We start from the raw sequence: 26,730 nt of genomic DNA on the forward strand, positions 1-26,730 counted from the left end.
ACGTGGGTCACGACCGACGCTGCCAGGAAAATCAACGCGGAACTGTAGGTCGAATACCTCCCGGCTAACCGAGAGGCTGGCCGGGACGTTCGCTACACCCACTTGATTGAGAGTCTCTTATGTTTCCCGAAAGCTTCACCTTTTCCATCGCCGACTGGGTCAACACTTGGGTTGATGCGCTGGTCGTCAACTACGGAGATGTGTTCCGCCACATCTCCGACACCTTGCTCTGGGCCATCGTCAACCTTGAAGGCCTGCTGCGCGCGGCGCCGTGGTGGTTGATGCTGGCGATCGTTGCCGGCATTGCCTGGCACGCCACCCGCAAGCGGGTGACGACGGCGGTGATTGTGGGGCTGCTGTTCCTGGTGGGCGCTGTCGGCCTCTGGGACAAGCTTATGCAAACGTTGGCACTGATGCTGGTGGCGACGATTATTTCGGTGCTGATCGGCATTCCGCTGGGCATTCTGTCGGCGCGCAGCAATCGCCTGCGTTCGGTGCTGATGCCGCTGCTCGACATCATGCAAACCATGCCCAGCTTCGTGTACCTGATCCCGGTGCTGATGCTGTTCGGCCTGGGCAAGGTCCCGGCGATTTTCGCCACCGTGATCTACGCCGTACCGCCGCTGATTCGCCTGACCGATCTGGGCATTCGCCAGGTCGATCGCGAAGTGATGGAAGCCATCAACGCCTTCGGTGCCAACCGCTGGCAGCAACTGTTCGGCGTGCAACTGCCGCTGGCCCTGCCGAGCATCATGGCGGGGATCAACCAGACCACCATGATGGCCCTGTCGATGGTGGTAATCGCCTCGATGATCGGTGCCCGTGGCCTGGGTGAAGACGTGCTGGTGGGTATCCAGACCCTCAACGTCGGACGTGGTCTTGAAGCCGGTCTGGCGATCGTGATTCTGGCAGTGGTCATCGACCGCATTACCCAGGCCTACGGTCGTCCACGGCATGAGGTGAGCCAATGACCGCGGCCAAGATCGAAGTCAAAAATGTCTTCAAGATTTTCGGTGACCGTTCGGCCGACGCGCTGAACATGATCCGAGAGAACAAGAGCAAGGATCAGGTGCTGGCCGAGACCGGCTGCGTGATCGGCGTGAATGATCTGTCGTTGAGCATCGCTACCGGCGAAATCTTCGTGATCATGGGCTTGTCGGGTTCCGGTAAGTCGACACTGGTGCGTCACTTAAACCGCCTGATCGACCCGACCAGCGGCGCGATCCTGGTGGACGGCGTGGACATCCTGCAATACGACATGGAAGCCCTGCGCGAATTTCGTCGGCACAAGATCAGCATGGTGTTCCAGAGCTTCGGCCTGCTGCCCCACAAGAGTGTGCTGGACAACGTCGCCTACGGTTTGAAAGTGCGTGGTGAAAGCAAGCAGGTGTGTGTCGAGCGCGCGCAGCACTGGATCAACACCGTGGGCCTCAAAGGCTACGAAAACAAATACCCGCATCAGCTCTCGGGCGGCATGCGTCAGCGTGTGGGTCTGGCCCGTGCCCTGGCGGCGGACACCGACATCATCCTGATGGACGAAGCCTTCAGTGCCCTCGATCCGTTGATCCGCGCCGAGATGCAGGACCAGTTGCTCGAACTGCAACAGACTCTGCACAAGACCATCGTGTTCATCACCCATGATCTCGATGAAGCGGTGCGCATCGGCAACCGCATTGCGATCCTCAAGGATGGGCGATTGATCCAGGTCGGTACGCCGAAAGAGATCCTTCACTCGCCGGCCGATGAATACGTCGACCGGTTTGTCCAGCGTCGCGCGGCGACGGTTTAAGGGAGCTGCCATGCCCAGGCTGAATTGATTTTGAAAGACCCGATACTGCTGCAAACCGCGTTACCAAAGCTGTACTGATTTCTACAAAAACCAGCGTGCCAAGGCGCCACCCCCCCTCAAAAAGCGGGCAGCGACGGACAACGGAATCATCCGGAGCGTCTGGTTAGTTAGTTAAATAAAACTCTCAAAAGGAGAATGAATGTGACTGCTCTGAACCTTATCCCTGGCCAACTGAGTCTTGCCCAACTGCGTGCTGTTTATCAGCAACCGGTCAAAATCAGCCTCGACGACAGCGCTTTCGCCCAAATCGAAGCCAGCGTCGCCTGCGTGGAACAGATCCTCGCGGAAAACCGTACAGCTTACGGGATCAACACCGGTTTCGGCCTGCTGGCTTCGACCCGTATTGCCAGCGAAGACCTGGAAAACCTTCAGCGCTCGCTGGTGTTGTCTCACGCTGCCGGCGTTGGCGAGCCGATCAGCGACGCCCTGGTGCGTCTGATCATGGTGCTCAAGGTCAACAGCCTGAGCCGTGGTTTCTCCGGCATTCGCCGGGTGGTGATCGACGCGCTGATCGCGCTGATCAACGCTGAGGTGTACCCGCACATTCCGTTGAAAGGTTCGGTTGGTGCTTCCGGTGACCTGGCGCCTCTGGCCCACATGTCGCTGGTACTGCTGGGCGAAGGCAAGGCCCGTTACAAAGGCGAATGGCTGGAAGCCACCGAAGCACTGAAAGTGGCTGGCCTGCAACCGCTGACGCTGGCGGCCAAAGAAGGTCTGGCGCTGCTCAACGGTACTCAGGTGTCCACCGCTTACGCGCTGCGTGGCCTGTTCGAAGGCGAAGACCTGTTCGCTGGCGCCCTGGCCCTTGGCGGTCTGACCGTTGAAGCCGTGCTGGGCTCGCGCTCGCCGTTCGATGCTCGTATTCATGCTGCTCGTGGTCAAAAAGGCCAGATCGACGCCGCTGCCGCTTACCGTGATCTGTTGGGTGAGCGCAGCCAAGTCTCCGATTCGCATGAGAACTGCGAAAAGGTGCAGGACCCGTACTCCCTGCGCTGCCAGCCACAAGTCATGGGCGCTTGCCTGACTCAGTTCCGTCAGGCCGCTGAAGTGCTGGCGATCGAAGCCAACGCCGTGTCGGACAACCCGTTGGTGTTCGCGGCTGAAGGTGACGTGATCTCCGGCGGTAACTTCCACGCCGAACCGGTTGCCATGGCCGCAGACAACATGGCTCTGGCCATCGCTGAAATCGGCTCCCTGAGCGAACGCCGCATCTCGCTGATGATGGACAAGCACATGTCGCAACTGCCGCCATTCCTGGTGGCCAACGGTGGCGTGAACTCCGGTTTCATGATCGCCCAGGTGACCGCGGCAGCTCTGGCCAGCGAGAACAAGGCACTGTCGCACCCGCACTCGGTGGACAGCCTGCCGACGTCCGCCAACCAGGAAGACCACGTTTCCATGGCACCTGCCGCTGGCAAGCGTCTGTGGGAAATGGCCGAAAACACCCGCGGCGTTCTGGCTGTCGAGTGGCTGGCTGCTTGCCAGGGCCTGGACCTGCGCGACGGTCTGAAGACTTCGTCGAAACTGGAGAAGGCACGCGGCATCCTGCGTGGCAAAGTACCGTTCTACGAGAAGGACCGTTTCTTTGCACCGGACATCAATGCCGCGAGCGAACTGTTGGCTTCGCGTTGCTTGAATGAACTGGTGATGGCGAAGTTGTTGCCTAGCCTGTAACGGCCCCATCGCGAGCAGGCTCGCTCCCGCGGGTTCAGCGTAATCCTTGTGGGAGCGGGCTTGTTCTCGATCTGATTTTGCGTCGACAAGAACAACTAAGGACGAGAAATGCAAAAGCCAGCAAACGGCTTGAAACGCGGGCTATCGGCCCGACATATTCGCTTCATGGCACTGGGGTCGGCGATCGGCACCGGGCTGTTTTACGGTTCGGCTTCGGCCATCCAGATGGCCGGCCCTGCGGTGCTGCTCGCCTACCTGATCGGTGGTGCGGCGGTGTTCATGGTCATGCGCGCCCTCGGTGAGATGGCGGTGCACAACCCGGTTGCAGGTTCCTTCGGTCAATACGCCAGCACCTACTTGGGACCGATGGCCGGTTTCATCCTGGGTTGGACCTACGCCTTTGAAATGGTCATCGTCGGTCTGGCCGACGTCACCGCGTTCGGCATTTACATGGGCTTCTGGTTCCCGGAAGTCGCGCGCTGGATCTGGGTACTCGGCATCGTTTCGGTGATTGGCGGCCTGAACCTGTGCAACGTCAAAGTCTTCGGTGAAATGGAGTTCTGGTTTTCGCTGCTCAAGGTGGCGGCCATCGTTGCGATGATTCTCGGCGGCTTCGGCATCATGCTGTTCGGCATCAGCAATGCGCCAGGCACCCAGGTCACCAGCATCACCAATCTCTGGACCCAGGGCGGCTTCATGCCGAATGGCTTTGGTGGCCTGATCGCCTCGTTCGCGGTAGTGATGTTTGCCTTCGGCGGCATCGAAATCATCGGCGTCACCGCTGGTGAAGCCAAAGACCCGCAGAGCGTATTGCCCAAGGCGATAAACGCCGTGCCGCTGCGCATTCTGCTGTTCTACGTGCTGACCCTGTTTGTGCTGATGTCGATCTTTCCATGGCAGCAGATCGGCAGCCAGGGCAGCCCGTTCGTGCAGATTTTCGACAACCTCGGTATCAGCTCGGCCGCCACCGTGCTCAACATCGTGGTGATCTCGGCAGCCGTTTCGGCAATCAACAGTGACATCTTTGGCGCCGGCCGCATGATGTACGGCCTGGCCGAACAAGGTCATGCGCCAAAGGCCTTTGCCCAGTTGTCGCGTCACGGTGTGCCGTGGCTGACCGTGGTGGTGATGAGCATTGCATTGCTGTTGGGCGTGTTGCTGAACTACCTGATTCCGGAAAACGTATTCCTGCTGATCGCCTCCATTGCGACCTTTGCGACCGTTTGGGTCTGGCTGATGATTCTGTTCACTCAGGTGGCGATGCGTCGCTCCATGACGGCCGAGCAAGTCGCGCAGCTGAAATTCCCGGTTCCGTTCTGGCCTTATGCGCCGATGGCGGCGATTGCGTTCATGCTGTTTGTCTTCGGCGTGCTGGGCTATTTCCCGGATACCCAAGCAGCGTTGATCGTCGGCGTGGTCTGGATCGTGTTGCTGGTGCTGGCCTACCTGACGTGGGTCAAACCGGCAGCAGGGCAGGCAGCCCTGGTCACGCGTGAACCTTCTTTTTCTCATCGATAACTAACGGAGGCCTCGGATGAAAACTCTCTGGCAACACTGTCACGTTGCAAGCATGGCGCAGGGCACTTACTCGATCATCGAGGATGCCGCCATCGTGACGTCAGGAGCGCACATTGAGTGGATCGGCCCACGTAGCGAGCTGCCGTCCGGCGAATACCCCGAGGTCCATGACCTCGCGGGGGCCTGGGTCACCCCGGGCCTGATCGACTGCCACACCCACACGGTGTTCGGCGGCAACCGCAGCGGCGAGTTCGAGCAGCGCCTGCAAGGCGTGAGTTACGCGGAGATCGCCGCCGCCGGCGGCGGCATTGCCAGCACCGTGCGCGCCACGCGTGCGGCGACCGAGGACGAACTGTTCGCCAGTGCGAAGAAACGTCTGAAAAGCCTGCTGCGTGACGGCGTAACCAGCATCGAGATGAAATCCGGTTATGGCCTCGACCTGGCCAGCGAACGGAAAATCCTGCGGGTGATCCGTCGTCTTGGTGCCGAACTGCCGGTCAGCGTGCGCAGCACCTGCCTGGCCGCTCACGCCTTGCCACCGGAGTACATCGACCGCGCCGACGACTACATCGACCATATCTGCAGCGAAATGCTGCCGGCGCTGGCTGCCGAAGGCCTGGTGGATGCGGTGGATGCGTTTTGCGAATACCTGGCGTTTTCGCCAGCGCAGGTCGAGCGGGTGTTCGTCGCCGCGCAGCAACTCGGTTTGCCGGTGAAGCTGCACGCCGAGCAGCTGTCGTCCCTGCACGGTTCCAGCCTGGCGGCGCGTTATCACGCGCTGTCGGCCGACCATCTGGAGTTCATGACCGAAGACGACGCCATCGCCATGGCCGCCTCCGGCACCGTTGCGGTGCTGCTGCCGGGAGCCTTCTACTTCCTGCGGGAAACCCAATTGCCGCCGATGGATGCCTTGCGCAAGCACGGGGTGAAAATCGCCATCGCCAGTGACCTCAACCCCGGCACCTCGCCGGCGCTGTCGGTTCGGTTGATGCTGAACATGGCCTGCACCTGTTTCCGCATGACCCCGGAAGAGGCCTTGGCTGGTGCGACTATTCATGCCGCCACGGCATTGGGCATGGAGCACACCCATGGTTCGCTCGAAGTCGGCAAAGTCGCTGACTTCGTGGCCTGGCAGATCGATCGTCCCGCCGACCTGTCGTACTGGTTGGGCGGTGACCTGGAAAAACGCGTCGTGCGTCACGGCGTTGAAGTCGAGTTATAGGAGAACAGTTGTGGATAAGGTTCTGAGCTTCAAACAAGGCCGGGTGCCGCTGCTGATCAGCATGCCTCACGCTGGCGTGCGTCTGATGCCTGCGGTTGAAGCTGGTTTGATCCCTGAGGCGCAAAGCCTGCCGGACACCGACTGGCATATTCCCACGCTCTACGAATTCGCCGCTGAGCTGGGTGCCAGCACCCTGGCCGCCGAGTATTCGCGGTTCGTCATCGACCTGAACCGTCCGTCCGACGACAAGCCGTTGTATGTCGGTGCGACGACCGGTCTGTACCCGGCAACGATGTTCGACGGCGTGCCGTTGTTCCGCGAAGGGCTGGAGCCATCGGCCGAGGAGCGTGCGACGTATCTGGAAAAGGTCTGGACGCCGTACCACAGCACCCTGCAGCAAGAACTGGCGCGGCTGAAGGCCGAGTTCGGTTATGCGCTGTTGTTCGATGCGCACTCGATCCGTTCGGTGGTCCCGCACCTGTTCGACGGCAAGCTGCCAGACTTCAACCTTGGCACCTTCAACGGCGCCAGTTGCGATCCACAGCTGGCCAGCCAGCTCGAAGCCATCTGCGCTCGGCACACTGATTACAGCCATGTGCTCAACGGGCGTTTCAAGGGCGGTCACATCACCCGTCATTACGGCAACCCGGCCGAAAACATCCACGCGGTGCAACTGGAGCTGGGGCAGTGCACCTACATGGAAGAGGTCGAACCGTTCCACTATCGGCCGGATCTCGCGGCACCGACGCAAGTGGTGCTCAAGGAATTGCTGCAAGGGTTGCTGGCGTGGGGGCAGAAACACTACTGCGCATGACCCTGTGGGAGCGAGCCTGCTCGCGATGAGGCCATTGCATTCAACATAGCTGTTGCCTGTCGGTCCGCCATCGCGAGCAGGCTCGCTCCCACAAGGTAACCTCCCTCGCCACAGGGTGGTGGGACAGTCGCCCCTGTGCAAAACACAGTCGCCACAGGGCGCTTTGGCTCAAGCTTCGCTGAGTAACGTTGTGGGCACGGTGCACGAAGACACCGGGCCCACAATAACCAGCTGCCGAGCGAGCCTTCCCGATGAAACGACTGTTCAACCGCTGTCTGTTAATCCTTACCGGCACTGCACTCCTGAGCGCCAACGCATTGGCCAACGAACCGGCGTCCTGCCAGTCCGTACGCATGGGCGTGGTCAACTGGACTGATGTGATCGCCACCAGTGGCATGGCCGATGTCTTGCTCAATGGGCTTGGCTACGAAAGCAAGCAAACCAGCGCCGTGCAGCAAATCATCTTTGCCGGTATCCGTGATAAACGCCTGGATATCTTCCTCGGCTACTGGAAGCCCGCGATGGACAAGAACATCGCGCCGTTCATCGCCGCCAATCAACTCAAAGTCATGGACAAGCCCAGCCTGTCTGACGCGCAGGCGACCCTCGCGGTGCCTGACTATGTCGCGGCGGCGGGTCTGAAAACCTTCGGCGATATCGCCAAATTCAAAGACCAGTTGGGCGCCAAAATCTACGGCATCGAACCGGGCAGCGGCGCTAACACCACGATCAAAACCATGATCGAGATCAATCACTTTGGCCTCAAGGACTTCAAACTGATCGAATCCGGTGAGGCCGGCATGCTCGCCGCCGTGCAGCGAGCGGTCAATCGCAAGGAGTTCGTGGTGTTCGTCGGCTGGACCCCGCACCCGATGAACATCAACATGAAGATCAACTACCTGACCGGCAGCGACGATGTGTACGGACCTAACGAAGGTGCGGCGACCGTCTCGACCGTGACCGCGCCGGATTACGCCCAGCGTTGTCCCAACGTGAACCGTCTGTTGGAAAACCTGACGTTCACCGCCGCTCAGGAAAGCCAGTTGATGGTACCGATCATGGAGCGCAAGACTGCGCAGGAAGTCGCCCGGAAATGGCTGCGTGAGCATCCCGAGGATCTGCAGCGCTGGCTGGCGGGTGTCAGCAGTTTCGATGGCAAGGACGGTGTGGCGTCGGTTCAAGCCAGCCTGAAGTAGACCTGAAAGCCAACGCAAGCACCTGTGGCGAGCGAGCTTGCTCGCCACAGGGTATGTGCAGACTCAGAGTCGTCTAAACCCGTTGCTGCCCAGGTCACTCCAGCATGTCCGATTACCCGCTTTCACCGCAGCTCTGGGCATTTGTCGAGAGAACCCTCAGCTTCAACAGCACTGACAGCAGCCTGAACGGGCTGCGTCAGGCCTACAGTCAAATGTGTCGGGCATTTACCCCCGCTCGGCCGGAGGGGCTGGAGGTCACCGATTTCAGGCTGGACGGTGTTGCCGTCCGATCCTACCAGCCGCCGGCTTCACCGCCGGGGGCGGGTTGGCCGTGCATTGTGTATCTGCACGGCGGTGGTTGGGTGGTGGGGGACCTGGACTCGCACGACTTCATTTGCGCCGAACTGGCAGCGGTTCTGGGGGCGTTGGTGATTGCCGTCGATTACCGACTGGCGCCGGAGCATCCATTTCCTGCGGCATTCGATGACTGCCTGAGCGTTTGGCGAGCGCTGCGCGCTGGGGCGAGCCCGTTTGCGCTGGACGCAGGAAGGATGCTGGTGGCCGGTGACAGTGCCGGCGGCAATCTTGCCGCGGCGTTGTGTCTGGCATTGCGCGACCGGGGCGAGCGCTTGCCCTGTGCACAAGTCTTGATTTACCCAGGACTGGGCGGTGACGCCCGACTCCCATCGCGCAGCGAATGTGCCGATGCACCGCTCCTCAGCAGCAGCGACCTGGACTGCTATCACGCGTTGTACTTGCGCGGTACGCGGCAACCGTCGGCCTACGCAATGCCATTGCTCGCCGAGGATTTCAGCGGTATGCCACCGACGATGATCGCCGTCGCGCAATTCGACCCGCTACGCGACGACGGCGTCAGTTATGCCCAGCGACTGGACGCCGCAGGAGGCGAGGTCAGCCTGTATCCGGGCAAAGGTCTGATTCACGGCTGTTTGCGGGGCCGGGGCCAGGTCGCGGAAGTGGATCTACTCTATGAAAGCCTGTTGGCGTATTTGCATCGGTTTCTTGTAAGCGAAGTCTGATTTTTCGCAGGCATGCTCATTCAGGTAATTCGGGTTTATGATGCCGGACGGCAGAATAATAGAAGTCCCCCCAGGGATGACCTCGACCCCTTACGGAGCGCGCAATGCAGACTTTGTACCCGCAGATCAAACCCCACGCCCGGCACGATCTGGCCGTCGATGAAACACATACGCTGTACGTCGACGAAAGTGGTTCACCGGAAGGTTTGCCGGTGGTGTTCATTCATGGCGGTCCGGGGGCTGGTTGTGATGCGCAGAGTCGGTGCTTCTTCGATCCGAACCTGTACCGCATTGTGACCTTCGATCAGCGCGGTTGCGGTCGCTCTACCCCGCACGCCAGCCTGGAAAACAACACCACCTGGGATCTGGTCGCCGACCTTGAGCGCATTCGCCAGCACTTGGGCATCGATAAATGGGTGCTGTTTGGCGGCTCGTGGGGTTCGACCCTGGCACTGGCCTACGCGCAAACCCACCCGGAGCGTGTGCACGGTCTGATCCTGCGCGGGATCTTTCTCTGCCGTGCGCAGGAAATCGAATGGTTCTACCAGGCCGGCGCCAGCCGTCTGTTCCCGGATTACTGGCAGGACTACATCGCGCCGATCCCGCTGGACGAGCGTGACGATCTGCTCAGTGCGTTCCACAAGCGTCTGACCGGCAACGACCAGATTGCCCAGATGCACGCGGCCAAGGCCTGGTCGACCTGGGAAGGTCGCACGGCCACCCTGCGTCCGAACCCGATGGTGGTCGAGCGCTTCTCCGAGCCGCAGCGCGCGCTGTCGATCGCCCGGATCGAATGCCATTACTTCACCAACAACGCCTTCCTTGAGCCGAACCAGCTGATTCGCGACATGGGCAAGATCGCCCATTTGCCGGGCGTCATCGTCCACGGCCGTTACGACGTGATCTGCCCGCTGGATAATGCCTGGGAACTGCATCAGGCCTGGCCGAACAGCGAACTGCAGGTGATCCGCGACGCCGGACATGCGGCGTCCGAGCCGGGCATTACCGATGCACTGGTGCGTGCGGCCAGCCAGATGGCCCGGCGTTTGCTTGATCTGCCGCCTGAAGAAGCATGAAGGGCCTGTTACAGCGTGTGCGAGGCGCACGCGTCGAAGTGGCGGGGGAAATTGTGGGGGCGGTAGACCAGGGGTTGCTGGTGTTGGTGGCGGTCGAACCGGAAGACACCCGGGCCAGTGCCGACAAACTTCTGCATAAGCTGCTTAACTATCGGGTATTCAGTGACGCCGAGGGCAAGATGAACCTGTCCTTGGCCGACGTCGGCGGTGGTTTGCTGCTGGTCTCGCAGTTCACTCTGGCCGCCGATACCAAAAATGGTTTGCGTCCGAGCTTTTCTACCGCTGCCCCACCGGCACTGGGAGAAGAGCTTTTTGGCTATTTATTAGCCAAAGCACAACAGTTACATGGCAAAGTGGCATCAGGTAGATTTGGTGCGGACATGCAGGTGCATTTGGTCAATGACGGCCCGGTAACCTTCCTGTTACAGACCTGAAAGCGCTTGAAACATGTTTTTAGGCGTGTTTCGGTCGAAAACAGGTGTTTTTCGCGATAAATACTTTGTTACCCCTGATGCGTTGTAACGCGGCCTACTAGATAATCCCGCGTTACGGGGATCAGCGTTCGTTGGCCCATTTTTGACTTAGGTAGAGACTTGTCCGCAACCGTTTGGGGAATCATTTAGCCCCATCGGAGTCGGAACAATGCTCGCCAACCTGGCACATAGTTAGCTAGCCGTTGGTTTTTTGATCTGTTTTCGGCGAGGGTTGCTCGTGATTGTTAGTCCCTGTAATGCACCAAAATTGTCTGCCAAACGGTTACGAAACGCACTGGTGACGGGCTCTGCTCTGCTTTGCCTGCTCAGCGCCGGCCAGCTTTGGGCATTCAATCTGGATGATGTGTCGGCCAAGGCAAAAGAGCTGGCCGGACAGAAATACGAAGCCCCGCGCAGCAATCTGCCGAACGAATTCCGCGACATGAAATTCGCGGACTATCAGAAAATTCGTTTCCTGACCGAAAAAGCCGAATGGGCCGATCAGAAAACCCCGTTCAAGCTGTCGTTCTATCACCAGGGCATGCACTTCGACACGCCGGTGAAGATCAACGAAATCACTGCCGACAGCGTTCAAGAGATCAAGTACGACCCGAGTCGTTTCGATTTCGGCGACGTGAAGTTCGATCCTAAAGCCACTGAACAGCTGGGCTATGCAGGCTTTCGTGTGCTGTACCCGATCAACAAGGCCGACAAGCAAGACGAAATCATGACCATGCTCGGCGCGAGCTACTTCCGCGTCGTCGGCAAAGGCCACACCTATGGCCTGTCCGCGCGTGGCCTGGCGATCGACACTGCGCTGCCGTCCGGTGAAGAGTTCCCGCGTTTCACCGAGTTCTGGATTGCGCAGCCGAAGCCGACCGACAAGCATTTGGTGATCTACGCCTTGCTGGACTCGCCGCGTGCCACCGGTGCCTATCGCCTGACCCTGCGTCCAGGCAGCGACACCATTGTCGACGTCAAGGCGCAGATGTTCCTGCGCGACAAGGTCAGCAAGCTGGGCATCGCTCCACTGACCAGCATGTTCCTGTTCGGCGCCAACCAGCCGTCGAAAGTCCTGAACTACCGTCGCGAATTGCACGACTCCAGCGGCCTGTCGATCCATGCCGGCAACGGCGAGTGGATCTGGCGCCCGTTGAACAACCCGAAACACCTGGCCGTGAGCAACTTCTCGGTCGAGAACCCGCGTGGTTTCGGTTTGCTGCAACGCGGTCGTGACTTCAGTCACTACGAAGACCTCGATGACCGCTACGACAAGCGCCCAAGCGCCTGGATCGAGCCAACAGGCGACTGGGGCAAAGGCACCGTCGACCTCGTAGAGATTCCGACCGCCGACGAAACCAACGACAACATCGTGGCATTCTGGAGCCCGGAAAAACTGCCTGAGCCAGGTCAGCCGCTGGACTTCGCCTATCGTCTGCACTGGACCATCGACGAAGCGGCCCTGCATTCGCCGGACAGCGCCTGGGTTCAACAGACCCTGCGCTCCACCGGTGACGTGAAACAGTCCAACCTGATTCGTCAGCCGGACGGCAGCGTTGCCTACCTGGTGGATTTCACAGGCCCGTCCCTCAAGGCGTTGCCGGAAGACGCGAAAGTTCGCAGCCAGGTCAGTGTTGGCGACAACGCCGAAGTGGTTGAGAACAGCGTGCGCTACAACCCTGAAACCCAGGGCTGGCGCCTGACCCTGCGCATGAAGATCAAGGACCCGAGCAAGTCCACCGAGATGCGTGCCGCGCTGGTCAAGGACATCGTAGTCCCTGAGCCGGCCAAGGCCTTGGTGGTAAACGCCAACTCTTCCGTTGCCAAGGCCGACAAAATCGCCGCCAGGCAACAAGAGAAGCTCGACAAGAAAGACAAAGACGCCAAGCAGCCTGTCGCTGTCGAAGCCGCCCCTGCCACACCTCCTGCCCCGGATGCAGCCACGACTGAACAAGTGCTGACCGAGACCTGGAGCTACCAGTTGCCAGCCGATGAGTAATTCCCAAGTACAGCCAGAAACTCTCGGCGAGTATCTGGCGCACCTGCCGATGACCGATGAGCAGCGCGCCGAGTTGGCGGGCTGCAAGTCTTTCAGCGAACTGCATGAACGCCTGTCGTCATCGACGTTTGACGCACCGGGCGAGGCTGCCCAAGCCTCGGTCGGCCGTCGGCTGACCCTCAACTCCGCCGAGGAGCTGGAGGAGACCGAGATGTTGGCGCTCGACGCCAGTGGCCGGGTGTGCCTCAAGGCAACCCCACCGATTCGTCGGACCAAGGTCGTTCCCGAGCCGTGGCGCACCAATATTCTGGTGCGTGGCTGGCGTCGGCTGACCGGTCGCACCAATCCTCCGGCTCCGCCCAAGGATGATCGCGTGTTGCCGGCGGCTCGCTGGCGCACCGTCGGTTCGATCCGTCGTTACATTCTGCTGGTGTTGATGCTGGGCCAGACCATTGTTGCGGGCTGGTACATGAAAGGCATCATGCCGTACCAGGGCTGGTCATTCGTCGATCTCAACGAAGTCCTGCACCAACCGCTGCTCCAGACCGCCACGCAAGTGCTGCCATATGCCTTGCAAACCAGCATTCTGATTCTGTTCGGGATTCTGTTCTGCTGGGTGTCGGCCGGTTTCTGGACCGCGCTGATGGGCTTCCTCGAGTTGCTCACCGGGCATGACAAATACCGTATTTCCGGCGCCAGCGCCGGTAACGAGCCGATCCCCAAGGATGCTCGCACTGCGTTGGTGATGCCGATCTGCAACGAAGACGTACCGCGAGTGTTCGCCGGTTTGCGCGCGACCTTCGAGTCGGTCGCCGCCACCGGTGACCTGGACCGTTTCGATTTCTTCGTTCTCAGTGACAGTAACGACACCGACATCTGCGTTGCCGAGCAGCAAGCCTGGCTGGACGTCTGTCGCGAAGCCAAGGGTTTCGGCAAGATCTTCTATCGCCGTCGTCGTCGTCGCGTAAAACGCAAAAGCGGCAACCTCGACGACTTCTGCCGTCGTTGGGGCGGTGACTACAAGTACATGGTCGTACTCGACGCCGACAGTGTGATGAGTGGCGAATGCCTGACCAGTCTGGTGCGCTTGATGGAAGCCACGCCGGACGCCGGGATCATTCAGACCGCGCCACGTGCCTCGGGCATGGACACGCTGTATGCACGCATGCAGCAGTTCGCCACCCGGGTATACGGTCCGCTGTTCACCGCCGGTCTGCACTTCTGGCAGTTGGGCGAATCCCACTACTGGGGCCACAACGCGATCATCCGCATGAAGCCGTTCATCGAGCACTGCGCCCTGGCGCCGTTGCCCGGTAAAGGCGCTTTTGCCGGTGCGATCCTTTCCCATGACTTCGTTGAAGCGGCGCTGATGCGCCGTGCCGGCTGGGGCGTGTGGATTGCTTACGATCTGCCGGGCAGCTACGAAGAATTGCCGCCGAACCTGCTCGACGAACTCAAGCGTGACCGTCGTTGGTGCCACGGCAACCTGATGAACTTCAGGCTGTTCCTGGTCAAGGGCATGCACCCGGTGCACCGTGCGGTGTTCCTTACCGGCGTGATGTCCTACCTGTCGGCACCGCTGTGGTTCTTCTTCCTGGTGCTGTCGACGGCGCTGCTGGCGGTCAACACGCTGATGGAACCGCAGTACTTCATGGAGCCACGACAGTTGTATCCGCTGTGGCCACAATGGCACCCGGACAAGGCCGTTGCGTTGTTCTCGACGACTATCGTGCTGCTGTTCCTGCCGAAGTTGCTGAGCATCATCCTGATCTGGGCCAAGGGCGCGAAAGAGTTCGGCGGCAAGTTCAAGGTGACCTTGTCGATGCTGCTGGAGATGCTGTTCTCCATGCTGCTGGCGCCGGTGCGGATGATCTTCCACACCCGTTTCGTACTCGCCGCGTTCCTCGGCTGGGCTGCGACCTGGAACTCGCCACAACGTGACGACGACTCCACGCCGTGGAGCGAAGCGGTGCGCCGCCATGGTCCGCAAACCCTGCTGGGCTTCTTCTGGGCCTTGCTGGTGATCTGGCTCAACCCGAGCTTCCTCTGGTGGCTGGTGCCGATCGTCGGTTCGTTGATGCTGTCGATCCCGGTGTCGGTGATCTCCAGCCGGGTGAAGCTGGGCCTGAAGTCCCGTGACGAGAGCCTGTTCCTGATCCCTGAGGAATACAATCCGCCTCAGGCCTTGCTGGCAACCGATCAGTACACCCACGAAAACCGTTGGCACGCGCTGAACGACGGTTTCATTCGTGCGGTGGTCGATCCGCAGCAGAATGCCCTGGCGTGCGCGCTGGCGACGTCGCGTCACGGTCACGCGGAACCGATCGAGTGGCTGCGTGTCGAGCGGGTTCGTCATGCGCTGAAAGCCGGCCCGGCGGCACTCAACAACAGCGAGCGTCTGGTGCTGTTAAGTGACCCGGTGGCGTTGGCTCGCTTGCATGAGCAGGTGTGGGGCGAGGGCCACGCACAGTGGCTGGACGCCTGGCGAGCGTCGGTGAAAGCCGATCCGCATGCGCCGCTGTTGCCGCTCAAGCCGGCAATGCCCCAGGCGCTACCGGCCTGATGAAAAAGCCCCGCTGACCAGCGGGGCTTTTTTTTTGATCGCGCTCTCCCGAAACAACAAATCCCCACCCACCCCCTTGTGCAAACGGATGAGTGCGTTAGCATCGCCACCCTCTTTGGTGTGTCGGACAACTTTTTGTTCGTATCTGTCGGTTTTCTAACGGAAATCTGCTTTTTGCACGCCTCACAACACGATGGGTTAGGGGACTTGGTGATGAAGAAGTATCTCTCGATGCTGCTGCTCGGCGTCGCGACACTGGTGGCAGTCAACGCGGCACACGCCGGCGCCATCGACGAGGCGGTCAAGCGCGGCACGCTGAAAGTCGGCATGGACCCGACCTACATGCCGTTCGAAATGACCAACAAGCGCGGCGAGATCATCGGCTTCGAAGTCGACATCCTCAAAGCCATGGCCAAGGCCATGGGCGTCAAATTGGAAATGGTGTCCACCGGTTACGACGGGATCATCCCGGCCCTGCTGACCGACAAGTTCGACATGATCGGCAGCGGCATGACCCTGACCCAGGAACGCAACCTGCGCCTGAACTTCAGTGAACCGTTCATCGTAGTTGGCCAGACGCTGCTGATCCGCAAGGACCTGGAAGGCACCATCACCTCCTATAAAGACTTGAACACTGCCGACTACCGCATCACTTCCAAGTTGGGTACCACCGGCGAAATGGTCGCTAAAAAGCTGATCTCCAAAGCCAAGTACCACGGTTACGACAACGAGCAGGAAGCCGTGCTCGACGTGGTCAACGGCAAGGCTGATGCCTTTATCTACGACGCGCCTTACAACGTCGTGGCGGTGAACAAGGTCGGCAACGGCAAACTGGTGTTCCTCGACAAGCCGTTCACCTACGAGCCGCTGGCCTTCGGTCTGAAGAAGGGTGACTACGACAGCATCAACTTCATCAACAACTTCCTGCACCAGATCCACGAAGACGGCACCTACGATCGCATCCATGACAAGTGGTTCAAAGACGCCGCCTGGCTCAAGGATATGGAGTAAGGCTGACAGGCGGCCGGTCGGATAGACCGAGTCGCCTCTATCGCGAGCAGGCTCGCTCCCACATAGACCGAGTCACTGACTAAGTACACGGTCAACTGTGGGAGCGAGCCTGCTCGCGATGGCGGCCTCCCCAGTGGCAAAAATTTCGGAATCTTCAGAGCAAATGAAACAGAAAAAAGCCCAATGGCCCTGGCACGTGTTGACCGTGCTGGTGTTGATCGGCATGGCGGGCGCCTTGTATTACGCCACCTCGCTGATGTCCTACGAATGGCGCTGGAACCGCGTACCGCAGTACTTCGCCTATCACGCCGAAGAGACTCAGCGTGCCGCAGACATTTCCATCGTCAGCGAACTGGTGCGCAAAGGCGATAAGGCCGAAGTGACCCTGCGCAACGATGCCGGGGTCGAACAGCACCTGAGTGTCGATGACAACAGCCTGCAAGTCGCCCGTGGCGACGATGTGGCGGAAGGCGACGTGGTTGGCGTGACCCGGCATTGGGCGGCAGGACCGCTGATGTGGGGCCTGTGGACAACGTTGTGGCTGTCGCTGGTGTCGGGCGTGCTCGGGCTGCTGATCGGTCTGGCAACCGGCCTGTGCCGACTGTCGAACAACCCGACCCTGCGCGACCTGTCGACGGTCTACGTCGAGTTGGTGCGCGGAACACCGCTGTTGGTGCAGATCTTCATCTTCTATTTCTTCATCGGCACGGTGCTCAACCTGTCCCGCGAGTTCGCCGGGATCGCTGCGCTGTCGCTGTTCACCGGTGCCTATGTAGCGGAAATCATTCGTTCTGGCGTGCAGTCGATTGCCCGTGGGCAGAACGAAGCCGCCCGCTCGCTGGGTTTGAGCGCAGGCCAGTCGATGCGCCACGTGGTGTTGCCGCAAGCGTTCAAACGCGTGCTGCCACCGTTGGCCGGGCAGTTCATCAGTCTGGTCAAGGACACCTCGCTGGTGTCAGTCATCGCCATCACCGAGCTGCTCAAAAGCGGCCGTGAAGTCATCACCACCTCGTTCTCGCCGTTCGAAATCCTGTTTTGCGTGGCGGGCCTGTACCTGTTGATCAACCTGCCGCTGTCGAAAATCGCCAGCCGGCTTGAGCGGAGGCTCGCGCAAAGTGATTGAAGTCCGCGATCTGGTAAAAGTCTTCGACACCCGCGGCCACGTGGTCCGCGCGGTGGACAACGTCACCACGCAAGTGGCCAAGGGTGAAGTGCTGGTGGTGATCGGCCCGTCGGGGTCAGGCAAGTCGACCTTTCTGCGCTGCCTGAATGGGCTGGAAGAATTCGACTCGGGCTCGGTGAGCATCGACGGTCTGCAACTGGCTGACCCGAAAACTGACGTGAATGCCTATCGCCGAGAAGTCGGCATGGTGTTCCAGCACTTCAACCTGTTCCCGCACATGACGGTGCTGGAGAACCTCTGCCTGGCGCAGAAAGTCGTGCGCAAGCGCGGCAAGCGGGAGCGTGAGGTCAAGGCCCTGGCGCTGCTGGAAAAGGTTGGCATTGCGCAGAAGGCCAACGAATTCCCGTCGCGGCTCTCGGGCGGTCAGCAACAGCGCGTAGCGATTGCCCGGGCGCTGGCGATGGAGCCGAAGGTCATGTTATTCGATGAGCCGACCTCGGCGCTTGACCCGGAAATGGTCGGCGAAGTGCTGGATGTGATGAAAGCCCTGGCCGTGGAAGGCATGACCATGGTCTGCGTGACGCACGAAATGGGCTTTGCGCGGGAAGTGGCGGATCGGGTGCTGTTCTTCGATCACGGCAAACTGCTGGAAGACGCCTCGCCGGCCGAGTTCTTCGATGCCCCGAAAGACCCGCGGGCGCAGGCGTTTTTACGCCAGGTTTTGTAATTCGAGCGCCTGTTAGACCGCTATCGCGAGCAGGCTCGCTCCCACATTGGACCGAGTCGTCAGTAAATACGCGGTCAATTGTGGGAGCGAGCCTGCTCGCGATTGGCATCACCTCGGTCGCAAGCTGACCGAGGCGGTTGAATCGCCTTAAACCCTGAACTTGCCCACCAGCATCTGCAAATGGGTGCCCAACCGTGCCAGCTCGACGCTGGAGGCGGCGGTCTCTTCGCTGGCGGCCGAGGTCTGGTCGGAGACGTCGCGCACGTTCAGCACGCTGCGGTTGATTTCTTCGGCCACGGCGCTTTGCTGCTCGGCGGCTGCGGCAATCTGCTGGTTCATCGCCTGAATCGCTGAGACAGTGCGGGTGATGTTTGACAGCGAGCCGCCAGCGCGACGGGTCAGTTCGACGCTGCTTTCGCTCAGGTTGCGGCTGTTGTCCAGGGTGGTGGCGACCTGCTGAGTGCCGCTTTGCAGACCGACAATCAGCTCTTCGATCTCTTCGGTGGACTTCTGGGTGCGTTGCGCCAGGCTGCGCACTTCGTCGGCAACCACGGCAAAACCGCGTCCGGCTTCACCGGCCCGCGCAGCCTCGATGGCGGCGTTGAGGGCCAGCAGGTTGGTTTGCTGTGCCACGGACTTGATCACATCGAGCACGCTGCCGATCTTGTCACTCTCGCGCTTGAGATGGCCCATGGCTTCAGTGGAATTGCCAACTTCGGTGGCCAGACGTTCGATTTGAGCGATGGCTTCGCCGACCACTTTGTCGCCTTCGCGGGCCTGTTGGTCGGCGGCGACGGCAGCTTCCGATGCTTCTTCGGCGTTGCGTGCGACTTCCTGCACGGTGGCCGCCATTTCGTTCATGGCCGTGGCCACCTGATCGGTTTCAACCTTCTGGTTGTTGACCCCGGCACTGGTCTGCTCGGTCACGGCGGAGAGCTCTTCGGCGGCACTGGCGATTTGTGTCACGCCTTCGCTGATGCCGCCGATCAGTTCGCGCAGGCCGACGGTCATGCTCTGCATGGCGCGTTGCAGCTGGCCGAGTTCATCGCGACGCTGGGAAGTGAGGTTGTGAGTCAGGTCCCCGGCAGCCACCCGTTCAGCGACTTTCAGGGTCTGGCTCAGCGGGATGACGATCTGTCGGGTGATGGCCCAGGCAGCGAGCAGACCGAACGCCAGCGCCAGCACGGTCGCCAGGAGCAGGGTGTTTTTGGCATCGGCGGCTTCGCTGTCACGCGTGGCCGTTTGCGAGGCGGTGAGTTTTTTGCTCAGGTCGAACAGCAGGTCACCTTGCTGGGCCATGCCTTTGAGGGCGGTGGCGCTGGCCACTTGGGCATCGCGGTATTGGCTGACGGCGGCGCGGTAACCGGTCAGTGAGTCGGTGGCTTGTTGCAGGTTGGCGAGGTGCTGTTCCGGTAGTTTTTCCGGCAGGGTCTTGAGGTACTTCAGGGCGTTGTCGATGGCGTCCAGCGCCGGTTGTTCGGCATCGGCTTTGCCGCTGTAGGTGTAACCTCGAACCTGAAAGCGCGCTTGCTGGATCAATTTGCTCAACTCGATGACGCTGTTGAACTGGGTGACGCTGTCACCTTGCAGCAGGGCTTTTTCGACTTCGGCCACGCGGGCCACGGCGTTGTCGGCGGTGGTGCCGAGCCGGGAGCGGGCCGCTTCGCGGTTGGCGGTGGCCTGGGTCATGTCGGCGAAGGCGTGCTTGTACTCGCTGACGGCTTCCAGTTGCTGGTTGAGCATCGCCACATTGGCAGGCTGTTCGATCATCTTGAGGGCGCTTTGCAGGCCGGTGTCGAGCTTGCCCAACAGGTCGCTGACCGCTGCGGGGCCTTGTTCGCCGCGGCGCATTTCGTAGTCCAGACGCGCAATGCGCAGGTCTTTGGTCAACTCATTGAGGCTGGAAATATAACCGAGCTTGTCACCGCGACTGATGATGCTGCTCATGCCCATCCAACCATTTACAGTGATCAGCAGGGTCAGTAGCAACACCAGGCCGAAGCCGATACCAAGCTTGCGATTGACGCTCAAATTTCCAAGGTTTTCGGCTAACCATCGGTACATTCTGCGGACTCCCTATGACCACTTATTGGATTTATAGAGAGAATATCGGCCGGCAACCGAAAATCTGTAGGGTCGCCGCAATGTCTGGGTGGGGAATGACTTGTGGCGAGGGAGCTTGCTCCCGCTCGGCTGCGAAGCAGTCGTAAACCGGTGGATGCGTTCTTTCTCGAAAAAAAGCAATGGCCGCTTCGCGCCCAAGCGGGAGCAAGCTCCCTCGCCACAGAAGCGGTGTTTGACGTTAGAACAGGCGCGAAAGCAGGGCTGTAACGGCAGTTTCAACCCGCAGGATACGGTCGCCGAGCTGTACCGGTTGCAGGCCGGCCTTGGTCAGCAGGTCGATTTCGTAGGGGATCCAGCCGCCTTCCGGGCCGATGGCCAGGGTCACCGGTTCGTCCAGCCCCCGGGGACAGGGCGGGTAATTGCCGGGGTGGCCGATCAGGCCAAGGGTGCCGTCGGCGATGGCCGGCAGGCGGTCTTCGACGAAGGGCTTGAAGCGTTTCTCGATGACGATCTCGGGCAGCACGCTGTCGCGGGCCTGTTCCAGGCCAAGAATCAGTTGCTCGCGAATCGCCTCGGGTTCGAGGAACGGCGTCTGCCAGAAGCTCTTCTCGACGCGATAGCTGTTCACCAGCACGATTCGCGGCACACCCATGGCGGCCACCGTCTGAAACACTCTGCGCAGCATCTTCGGGCGTGGCAGGGCCAGCAGCAGGGTCAGCGGCAGCTTGGCCGGTGGCGGCTGGTCGAGGGTGACGCGCAGTTCGGCTTCATCGGCGTCCAGGCGCAGCAACTCGGCCGAGCCCATCAAGCCGCCGATACGCCCGACCCGCAGACTGTCGCCGACCACCGCACGATGCACTTCCTGCATGTGGGTCAGCCGGCGATCACGCAGGATCACCCGGTCGGCCGCAATGAAGTCGGCCTCAATGAGCAGCAGCAGGTTCACGGCTGAGTGGCTGGCGGTTGGTCGTTGTGATCGTCAGCCGGCTGGTCGTCCGTGTGGTCGCTACGCTTGCTGACCAGGCTGCCAAACAGAATGCCGATTTCGAACAATAGCCACATCGGCACGGCCAGCAACGTCTGCGAGAAGATGTCCGGCGGGGTCAGAATCATGCCGACCACGAAGCAGCCGATGACCACGTACGGGCGGACCTTCTTCAGGTATTTGACGTCGACCACGCCGATCCACACCAGCAGCACCACGGCCACCGGGATCTCGAACGCCACGCCGAAGGCGAAGAACAGCGTCATGACGAAATCCAGGTAACTGGTGATGTCGGTCATCATTTCCACGCCCGCCGGGGTGGCCGAGGCGAAGAACTTGAAGATCAGCGGGAACACCAGGAAATAGGCGAAGGCCATGCCGGTGTAGAACAGCAGGATGCTGGAGACCAGCAGTGGCACCGCAATGCGCTTTTCATGCTTGTACAGGCCCGGGGCAATGAAGCCCCAGATCTGATGCAGGATCACCGGGATCGCCAGGAACAGCGAGACCATCATGGTCAGCTTCAACGGCGTCAGGAACGGCGAGGACACGTCGGTGGCGATCATCGTCGCGCCTGCCGGCAAGTACTGGCGCAGCGGTATCGAGACGAAGGTGTAGATCTGCTGGGTGAAGGCGAACAGCCCGGCGAAGATCAGGAAGATCGCCGCGACGCAGCGCAGCAGGCGAGTACGCAACTCGGTGAGGTGCGAAACCAGCGGCATGTGCTGGTCGGATTCCGGGATATCGCTCATGGGGCTCGCGGCGGCAGTGTTGGGTCGTGGGGCGCCGGCGCAGTTGGCACGGCGGCAGGCGCAACAGGTTCTACAGGCGTTGCAGGTGCGGCAACAAGGGGCGCAACGGCTTCAGCGGGTGAGACCGCCGCAGCGATAGGTGCAGGCTCGGCGGTTGCTGCAGGAGTCTCAACCGGCGTCGGCTGCTCCTGGGTCGGGTTGAGAATTTTGCGTGCCTCTTGCTCCAGCGACAGAATGTGCTCGTTGTGCAGTTGCCGGCGAATTTCGTCGGCACCGATTTCGCGTTCAACTTCCTGTTTGATCGCGTTGAAGCTGCGCTTCAGGCGCCCGATCCACAGACCGGCAGTGCGCGCAGCACCCGGCAGACGCTCGGGGCCCAGCACCAGCAGGGCAACGAGGCCGACGAGCAGCAGTTCAGAGAAGCTGATACCGAACATTAGTGTGTGCTCACGAGTCTTTGCGGGTCGGCTCTTCGACTTTATGGGCCTGCACGTCGATGGTGTGCGGCTCCTTCAGTGTCGAGGCCTGTGGCTGCACCGGCGATGTTGGCTGTGCGGCGGTCGGCGGAACTGTCGGCTCGGCAGGTTTTTCTTCGTCGTTCATGGCTTTGCGAAAGCCCTTGATCGTTTCGCCGACGTCAGTGCCGAGGTTTTTCAGTTTCTTGGTGCCGAAAACCAGTACCACGACAATCAGGATGACGATCCAGTGTTTCCAGTCAAAAATGCCCATGTTGCTGCTCCTCTCTAATAGTTATTCAGGCGGACGGACGCGAGGCTTTCTCGACGTGGCCGGACAGGCCGAAGCGGCGGTCCAGTTCATCGAGCACAGCCTGCGGATGCTGCCCCAATTGGGCGAGCATGACCATACTATGGAACCACAGGTCAGCGGTCTCGTAGATGACATCACTGCAATCTCCGCTGATGGCGGCGTCTTTGGCGGCAATGATGGTCTCGACCGATTCTTCGCCGACTTTTTCCAGAATCTTGTTCAAGCCCTTGTGGTAAAGGCTGGCGACATAAGAGCTGTCAGCGGCAGCGCCTTTACGCTCTTCCAGCACCTGGGCCAGGCGGGTCAGGGTGTCACTCATGTGTGTGTCCTGCATGATAGATAGCGTGCGGGTCCTTGAGCACCGGGTCGACGGTTTTCCAGTCGCCGTTCTCATAGACGCGGTAGAAGCAGCTTTGGCGGCCGGTATGGCAGGCGATGTCGCCGATCTGCTCGACCATCAGAATAATCACGTCGGCGTCACAGTCCAGACGCATCTCATGCAGGGTTTGCACGTGCCCGGACTCTTCGCCCTTGCGCCACAGCTTGCCGCGCGAGCGTGACCAGTAGATGGCGCGATTCTCGGCGGCGGTCAGTTCCAGCGCTTCGCGGTTCATCCAGGCCATCATCAGCACGCGCCCGGTCTTGTGATCCTGGGCAATCGCCGGCACCAGGCCATCTGCGTCCCATTTGATCTCGTCCAGCCAATCTTTCATCTTCGACTCCGACAGCGGGCTCGACACTTCAGTAGTGGAACCCTGGCGTTGAAACAGTGTGCCAGCGTGCGGCGCAACTGGCTATCGGCGAACGACCAGATACAAGCCCACGGCCACCATTATTGCGCCGGGCCAATGGCCCAGTCCGTCCAATGGTCCGCCGGCGAGCAGGATCGCGCCGCCCGCCAGATGCGCGGTACCGAGCAGGCGCAGGAACCAGTCGTCCGAACGGCGGTGCCAGGCCGGTGGCAGGTTTACGGCGTGGGGCTGCGACATGCGCTCGAGCAAGTCGCGGGTCATGTTGGCCAGGTGCGGCAGTTGCTCGACCTGATTGTGCAGGTTACCCAGCAGTGTTTTCGGGCTGACGCGCTCGCGCATCCAGCGTTCGAGGAATGGCTGGGCGGTGTTCCACAGGTCGAGGTCCGGGTACAGCTGACGGCCCAGGCCCTCAATGTTGAGCAGGGTTTTTTGCAGCAGCACCAACTGCGGCTGCACTTCCATGTTGAAGCGCCGCGCAGTCTGGAACAGGCGCATCAGCACCTGACCGAAGGAAATATCTTTCAACGGTTTTTCGAAGATCGGCTCGCACACGGTACGGATTGCCGCTTCGAACTCGTTGAGTTTGGTTTCTGCCGGCACCCAGCCCGAGTCGATGTGCAATTGGGCAACGCGGCGGTAATCGCGCTTGAAGAAGGCGAACAGGTTGCGCGCCAGATAGTCCTGGTCTTCGGGCGTCAGGCTGCCGACAATCCCGCAGTCGATCGCAATGTACTGCGGGCTCCACGGCTGCACGGTGCTGACGAAGATGTTGCCGGGGTGCATGTCGGCGTGGAAGAAGCTGTCGCGGAACACTTGGGTGAAGAAGATTTCCACGCCGCGTTCGGCGAGCATTTTCATGTCGGTGCGCTGGTCGGCGAGGGTCGCCAGATCGGTGACCTGAATCCCGTAGATGCGCTCCATCACCAACACTTTTGGCCGGCACCAGTCCCAGTAGACCTGGGGCACGTACAGCAGCGGCGAGCCGTCGAAGTTACGCCTCAGCTGGCTGGCGTTGGCGGCCTCGCGTAGCAGGTCGAGTTCGTCGAAGATGGTTTTTTCGTAGTCGCTGACCACCTCCACCGGGTGCAGCAGGCGCGCGTCGGCAGAGAACTTTTCTGCCGCGCGGGCGAGGATGAACAGCCAGGCCAGGTCTTGCGCAATGATCGGCTTGAGGCCCGGGCGGATGACCTTGACCACCACTTCTTCGCCGCTTTTCAACTGCGCAGCGTGGACTTGCGCCACCGAGGCCGAGGCCAGCGGCTCGATGTCGAATCGGCTGAACACATCGCTGATCTTCTTGCCCAGCTGTTCTTCGATCAGCTTGACCGCCACTTGCGAGTCAAACGGCGGCACCCGGTCCTGCAACAACATCAGCTCATCGGCGATGTCTTCGGGCAGCAGGTCTCGGCGGGTGGAAAGAATCTGCCCGAACTTGATGAAAATCGGCCCCAGGTCCTGCAAGGCCAGTCGCAAGCGCGCACCCCGGCTCAGGTCCAGGGTTTTACGTGGGAACCAGCGCCACGGCAGCGCATAACGCAGTGCCAGCAGGAACCACGGCAGTGGCAGGGCGAACAGCAGGTCATCGAGGCGGTAACGGATCACGACGCGCTGGATGCGCAACAAACGGCGGACGGCAAGCAGCTTCATGCGTTATCGCTTGAATCAAGGGATCGGGAAAGACGCTCGAAGCGCGCCTCAAGACGTTCCAGATCGAGTTTGATCTGGTCCAGCTCACTGAATCGTGCTTCGGCTTCGCACTGGCCAACGAGGGCGCGCGATTCTTCGGCGAGGTATTCGGCAAGATTCTGGTTCAGGCTGGCGAAACCTTGCTGATACCAGCGTGCGCGGCTGCGCAGGTGACCGCCCAGCAGTGGCGTGGCGACCGGGCCGAGCCAGCGCGAGAGTTCGTATTCCCAGTCCAGTTCCAGGTCCTGAAGGACTGACGCCAGCGCCAGCAGCACGCCGCTGTCGCCATCGAGTTCAACTTCAGGACCATGCAGGACCGACGTCTTGTCCTTGCTCAAGGCAAGCGCGAGCAGGCTCGCGGCCGGTGCACGCAAGGTGCAGTCGGCATCCGCGGCCCAGTGCGCCGCCAGCATCAGGCCTTCGTCGCTGGGCAGAATGAACATCTGCAACGCCGGGCTGCGGCAATCGACGGCAATCACCTTGCCGTTCAAATGCGCCAGACGCGGCAGTGCCGTGCTGTCGAGCCGCAGTACCCGGTTGAGGCCGAGTTCGACACTGGCGAGCAGGCCGGCAAGCAACATCAGGGCTTGATGCCGCGGTGCAGGGCGACGATGCCTGCGGTCATGTTGTGGTAGGTCACGCGGTCGAAGCCGGCTTCGACCATCATCGACTTCAGGGTTTCCTGGTTCGGGTGCATGCGGATCGATTCGGCCAGGTAGCGATAGCTTTCCGAGTCATTGGTGATCAGCTTGCCCATCAACGGCATGAAGGCGAACGAGTAGGCGTCGTAGGCCTTGGACATCAGCGCGTTGGTCGGTTTGGAGAACTCCAGCACCAACAGGCGGCCGCCCGGCTTGAGCACCCGCAGCATGGAACGCAGGGCGTCTTCCTTGTGGGTGACGTTGCGCAGGCCGAACGCGATGGTCACGCAGTCGAAGTGGTTGTCCGGGAACGGCAGCTTTTCAGCGTCGGCCTGAACGAATTCGACGTTGCCGGCCACACCCAGATCCAGCAGGCGGTCACGACCGACCTTGAGCATGGATTCGTTGATGTCGGCGAGCACCACCTGACCAGTCGGGCCTACCAGGTGCGAGAACTTTCTGGTCAGGTCGCCCGTGCCACCGGCGATGTCCAGCACGCGGTTGCCGGTGCGAACGCCGGACAGTTCGATCGCGAAACGCTTCCACAGACGGTGCATGCCGCCCGACAGGAGGTCGTTCATCAGGTCATATTTGGCGGCTACCGAGTGGAAAACCTCAGCGACTTTTTCCGCTTTCTGGCTTTCCGGAACGTTTTTGAAGCCGAAGTGAGTGGTGGGTTCGGCATCGCTGCCTTTGCGCTGATCAGTCATATCGCTGTCACCAAAAGAGAATGCGCGACATTCTAATCCCCAAGGCATGCTTTGTCTTGGCAAGGCTGAAGGTAAGATGGGCAAACG

Annotated in this window: 25 protein-coding genes and 1 pseudogene; 15 read left to right on the top strand and 11 right to left on the bottom strand. The window is 60.7% G+C overall.

Annotated features, from left to right (window positions below):
- The first annotated feature begins 119 nt into the window (after positions 1 to 119).
- From NTD87_RS05790 to NTD87_RS05860, 15 genes are all read left to right on the top strand, one after another.
- The gene (locus tag NTD87_RS05790; RefSeq protein ID WP_262112518.1) at positions 120 to 971 is read left to right on the top strand and encodes an ABC transporter permease; all 852 of its coding nucleotides are present in this window, start codon (positions 120 to 122) and stop codon (positions 969 to 971) included.
- Positions 968 to 1,789 (top strand): glycine betaine/L-proline ABC transporter ATP-binding protein, encoded by an 822-nt coding sequence (locus NTD87_RS05795; protein ID WP_262112519.1) that lies wholly within the window; start codon positions 968 to 970, stop codon positions 1,787 to 1,789. The genes NTD87_RS05790 and NTD87_RS05795 overlap by 4 nt, the downstream gene beginning before the upstream one ends.
- Before the next feature lie 195 nt (positions 1,790 to 1,984).
- Positions 1,985 to 3,523, top strand: a complete 1,539-nt coding sequence (hutH, locus tag NTD87_RS05800) for a histidine ammonia-lyase (protein ID WP_262112520.1) — start codon at positions 1,985 to 1,987, stop codon at positions 3,521 to 3,523.
- Between the two features lie 108 nt (positions 3,524 to 3,631).
- On the top strand, positions 3,632 to 5,041 hold the full coding sequence (locus tag NTD87_RS05805; RefSeq protein WP_262112522.1) for an amino acid permease: 1,410 nt from the start codon (positions 3,632 to 3,634) through the stop codon (positions 5,039 to 5,041).
- A 16-nt stretch (positions 5,042 to 5,057) separates the two neighbouring features.
- The gene (hutI, locus tag NTD87_RS05810) at positions 5,058 to 6,263 is read left to right on the top strand and encodes an imidazolonepropionase (protein ID WP_262112524.1); all 1,206 of its coding nucleotides are present in this window, start codon (positions 5,058 to 5,060) and stop codon (positions 6,261 to 6,263) included.
- Positions 6,264 to 6,273: 10 nt separating this feature from the next.
- Positions 6,274 to 7,077 (top strand): N-formylglutamate deformylase, encoded by an 804-nt coding sequence (gene hutG, locus NTD87_RS05815; protein WP_262112526.1) that lies wholly within the window; start codon positions 6,274 to 6,276, stop codon positions 7,075 to 7,077.
- Positions 7,078 to 7,328: 251 nt separating this feature from the next.
- On the top strand, positions 7,329 to 8,273 hold the full coding sequence (locus NTD87_RS05820; RefSeq protein WP_262112528.1) for a choline ABC transporter substrate-binding protein: 945 nt from the start codon (positions 7,329 to 7,331) through the stop codon (positions 8,271 to 8,273).
- A gap of 104 nt (positions 8,274 to 8,377) precedes the next feature.
- Entirely contained in the window at positions 8,378 to 9,313 is a 936-nt protein-coding gene (locus tag NTD87_RS05825; protein WP_262112530.1) for an alpha/beta hydrolase, read from the top strand.
- Positions 9,314 to 9,417: 104 nt separating this feature from the next.
- Entirely contained in the window at positions 9,418 to 10,389 is a 972-nt protein-coding gene (gene pip / locus NTD87_RS05830) for a prolyl aminopeptidase (RefSeq protein ID WP_262112531.1), read from the top strand.
- Positions 10,386 to 10,823, top strand: coding sequence for a D-aminoacyl-tRNA deacylase (gene dtd, locus NTD87_RS05835; RefSeq protein WP_262112533.1), 438 nt, complete (start codon positions 10,386 to 10,388; stop codon positions 10,821 to 10,823). The genes pip and dtd overlap by 4 nt, the downstream gene beginning before the upstream one ends.
- Positions 10,824 to 11,100: 277 nt before the next feature.
- Entirely contained in the window at positions 11,101 to 12,861 is a 1,761-nt protein-coding gene (locus NTD87_RS05840; protein WP_315975281.1) for a glucan biosynthesis protein G, read from the top strand.
- Complete coding sequence (mdoH, locus tag NTD87_RS05845) at positions 12,854 to 15,424, top strand: glucans biosynthesis glucosyltransferase MdoH (protein ID WP_262112536.1); 2,571 nt, start codon at positions 12,854 to 12,856, stop codon at positions 15,422 to 15,424. Before NTD87_RS05840 ends, mdoH begins: the two co-directional genes overlap by 8 nt.
- A 213-nt stretch (positions 15,425 to 15,637) precedes the next feature.
- Positions 15,638 to 16,435 (top strand): transporter substrate-binding domain-containing protein, encoded by a 798-nt coding sequence (locus NTD87_RS05850; RefSeq protein WP_262112538.1) that lies wholly within the window; start codon positions 15,638 to 15,640, stop codon positions 16,433 to 16,435.
- A 163-nt stretch (positions 16,436 to 16,598) separates the two neighbouring features.
- The gene (locus NTD87_RS05855) at positions 16,599 to 17,558 is read left to right on the top strand and encodes an amino acid ABC transporter permease (RefSeq protein ID WP_262112539.1); all 960 of its coding nucleotides are present in this window, start codon (positions 16,599 to 16,601) and stop codon (positions 17,556 to 17,558) included.
- Positions 17,551 to 18,285, top strand: coding sequence for an amino acid ABC transporter ATP-binding protein (locus NTD87_RS05860; protein WP_262112540.1), 735 nt, complete (start codon positions 17,551 to 17,553; stop codon positions 18,283 to 18,285). The genes NTD87_RS05855 and NTD87_RS05860 overlap by 8 nt, the downstream gene beginning before the upstream one ends.
- Positions 18,286 to 18,432: 147 nt before the next feature.
- Here NTD87_RS05860 and NTD87_RS28005 read toward each other — a convergent pair whose 3' ends face one another.
- The 11 genes and pseudogenes from NTD87_RS28005 to ubiE all read right to left on the bottom strand — a co-directional run bounded on the left by NTD87_RS28005 (position 18,433) and on the right by ubiE (position 26,643).
- Positions 18,433 to 19,305: a methyl-accepting chemotaxis protein gene (locus NTD87_RS28005; RefSeq protein ID WP_410017465.1), complete on the bottom strand. Its 873-nt coding sequence runs from the start codon at positions 19,303 to 19,305 to the stop codon at positions 18,433 to 18,435.
- Positions 19,291 to 20,349: pseudogene (locus tag NTD87_RS28010) on the bottom strand (methyl-accepting chemotaxis protein); the annotation flags it as partial. The pseudogene NTD87_RS28010 and the gene NTD87_RS28005, both read right to left, overlap by 15 nt.
- A gap of 238 nt (positions 20,350 to 20,587) precedes the next feature.
- Positions 20,588 to 21,295 carry a 16S rRNA (uracil(1498)-N(3))-methyltransferase gene (locus tag NTD87_RS05870; protein WP_262112542.1) on the bottom strand — a complete coding sequence of 236 codons (708 nt, stop codon included), beginning with the start codon at positions 21,293 to 21,295 and terminating at the stop codon, positions 20,588 to 20,590.
- Positions 21,292 to 22,086, bottom strand: coding sequence for a twin-arginine translocase subunit TatC (gene tatC / locus NTD87_RS05875; RefSeq protein ID WP_262112543.1), 795 nt, complete (start codon positions 22,084 to 22,086; stop codon positions 21,292 to 21,294). Before tatC ends, NTD87_RS05870 begins: the two co-directional genes overlap by 4 nt.
- The gene (gene tatB, locus NTD87_RS05880; protein WP_262112544.1) at positions 22,083 to 22,523 is read right to left on the bottom strand and encodes a Sec-independent protein translocase protein TatB; all 441 of its coding nucleotides are present in this window, start codon (positions 22,521 to 22,523) and stop codon (positions 22,083 to 22,085) included. The genes tatC and tatB overlap by 4 nt, the downstream gene beginning before the upstream one ends.
- 10 nt (positions 22,524 to 22,533) lie before the next feature.
- Complete coding sequence (locus NTD87_RS05885) at positions 22,534 to 22,815, bottom strand: twin-arginine translocase TatA/TatE family subunit (protein WP_262112547.1); 282 nt, start codon at positions 22,813 to 22,815, stop codon at positions 22,534 to 22,536.
- A 25-nt stretch (positions 22,816 to 22,840) separates the two neighbouring features.
- Entirely contained in the window at positions 22,841 to 23,173 is a 333-nt protein-coding gene (locus tag NTD87_RS05890) for a phosphoribosyl-ATP diphosphatase (protein ID WP_003220849.1), read from the bottom strand.
- Positions 23,166 to 23,567, bottom strand: coding sequence for a phosphoribosyl-AMP cyclohydrolase (gene hisI, locus NTD87_RS05895; protein ID WP_262112549.1), 402 nt, complete (start codon positions 23,565 to 23,567; stop codon positions 23,166 to 23,168). Before hisI ends, NTD87_RS05890 begins: the two co-directional genes overlap by 8 nt.
- 81 nt (positions 23,568 to 23,648) lie before the next feature.
- Positions 23,649 to 25,253, bottom strand: coding sequence for a ubiquinone biosynthesis regulatory protein kinase UbiB (gene ubiB / locus NTD87_RS05900; RefSeq protein WP_262112551.1), 1,605 nt, complete (start codon positions 25,251 to 25,253; stop codon positions 23,649 to 23,651).
- On the bottom strand, positions 25,250 to 25,873 hold the full coding sequence (locus NTD87_RS05905; RefSeq protein WP_262112553.1) for an SCP2 domain-containing protein: 624 nt from the start codon (positions 25,871 to 25,873) through the stop codon (positions 25,250 to 25,252). Before NTD87_RS05905 ends, ubiB begins: the two co-directional genes overlap by 4 nt.
- Positions 25,873 to 26,643: a bifunctional demethylmenaquinone methyltransferase/2-methoxy-6-polyprenyl-1,4-benzoquinol methylase UbiE gene (ubiE, locus tag NTD87_RS05910; protein WP_007989286.1), complete on the bottom strand. Its 771-nt coding sequence runs from the start codon at positions 26,641 to 26,643 to the stop codon at positions 25,873 to 25,875. Before ubiE ends, NTD87_RS05905 begins: the two co-directional genes overlap by 1 nt.
- Positions 26,644 to 26,730 lie beyond the last annotated feature (87 nt).

It is taken from the genome of Pseudomonas sp. 6D_7.1_Bac1, from assembly GCF_025465945.1.
GTDB lineage: Bacteria > Pseudomonadota > Gammaproteobacteria > Pseudomonadales > Pseudomonadaceae > Aquipseudomonas.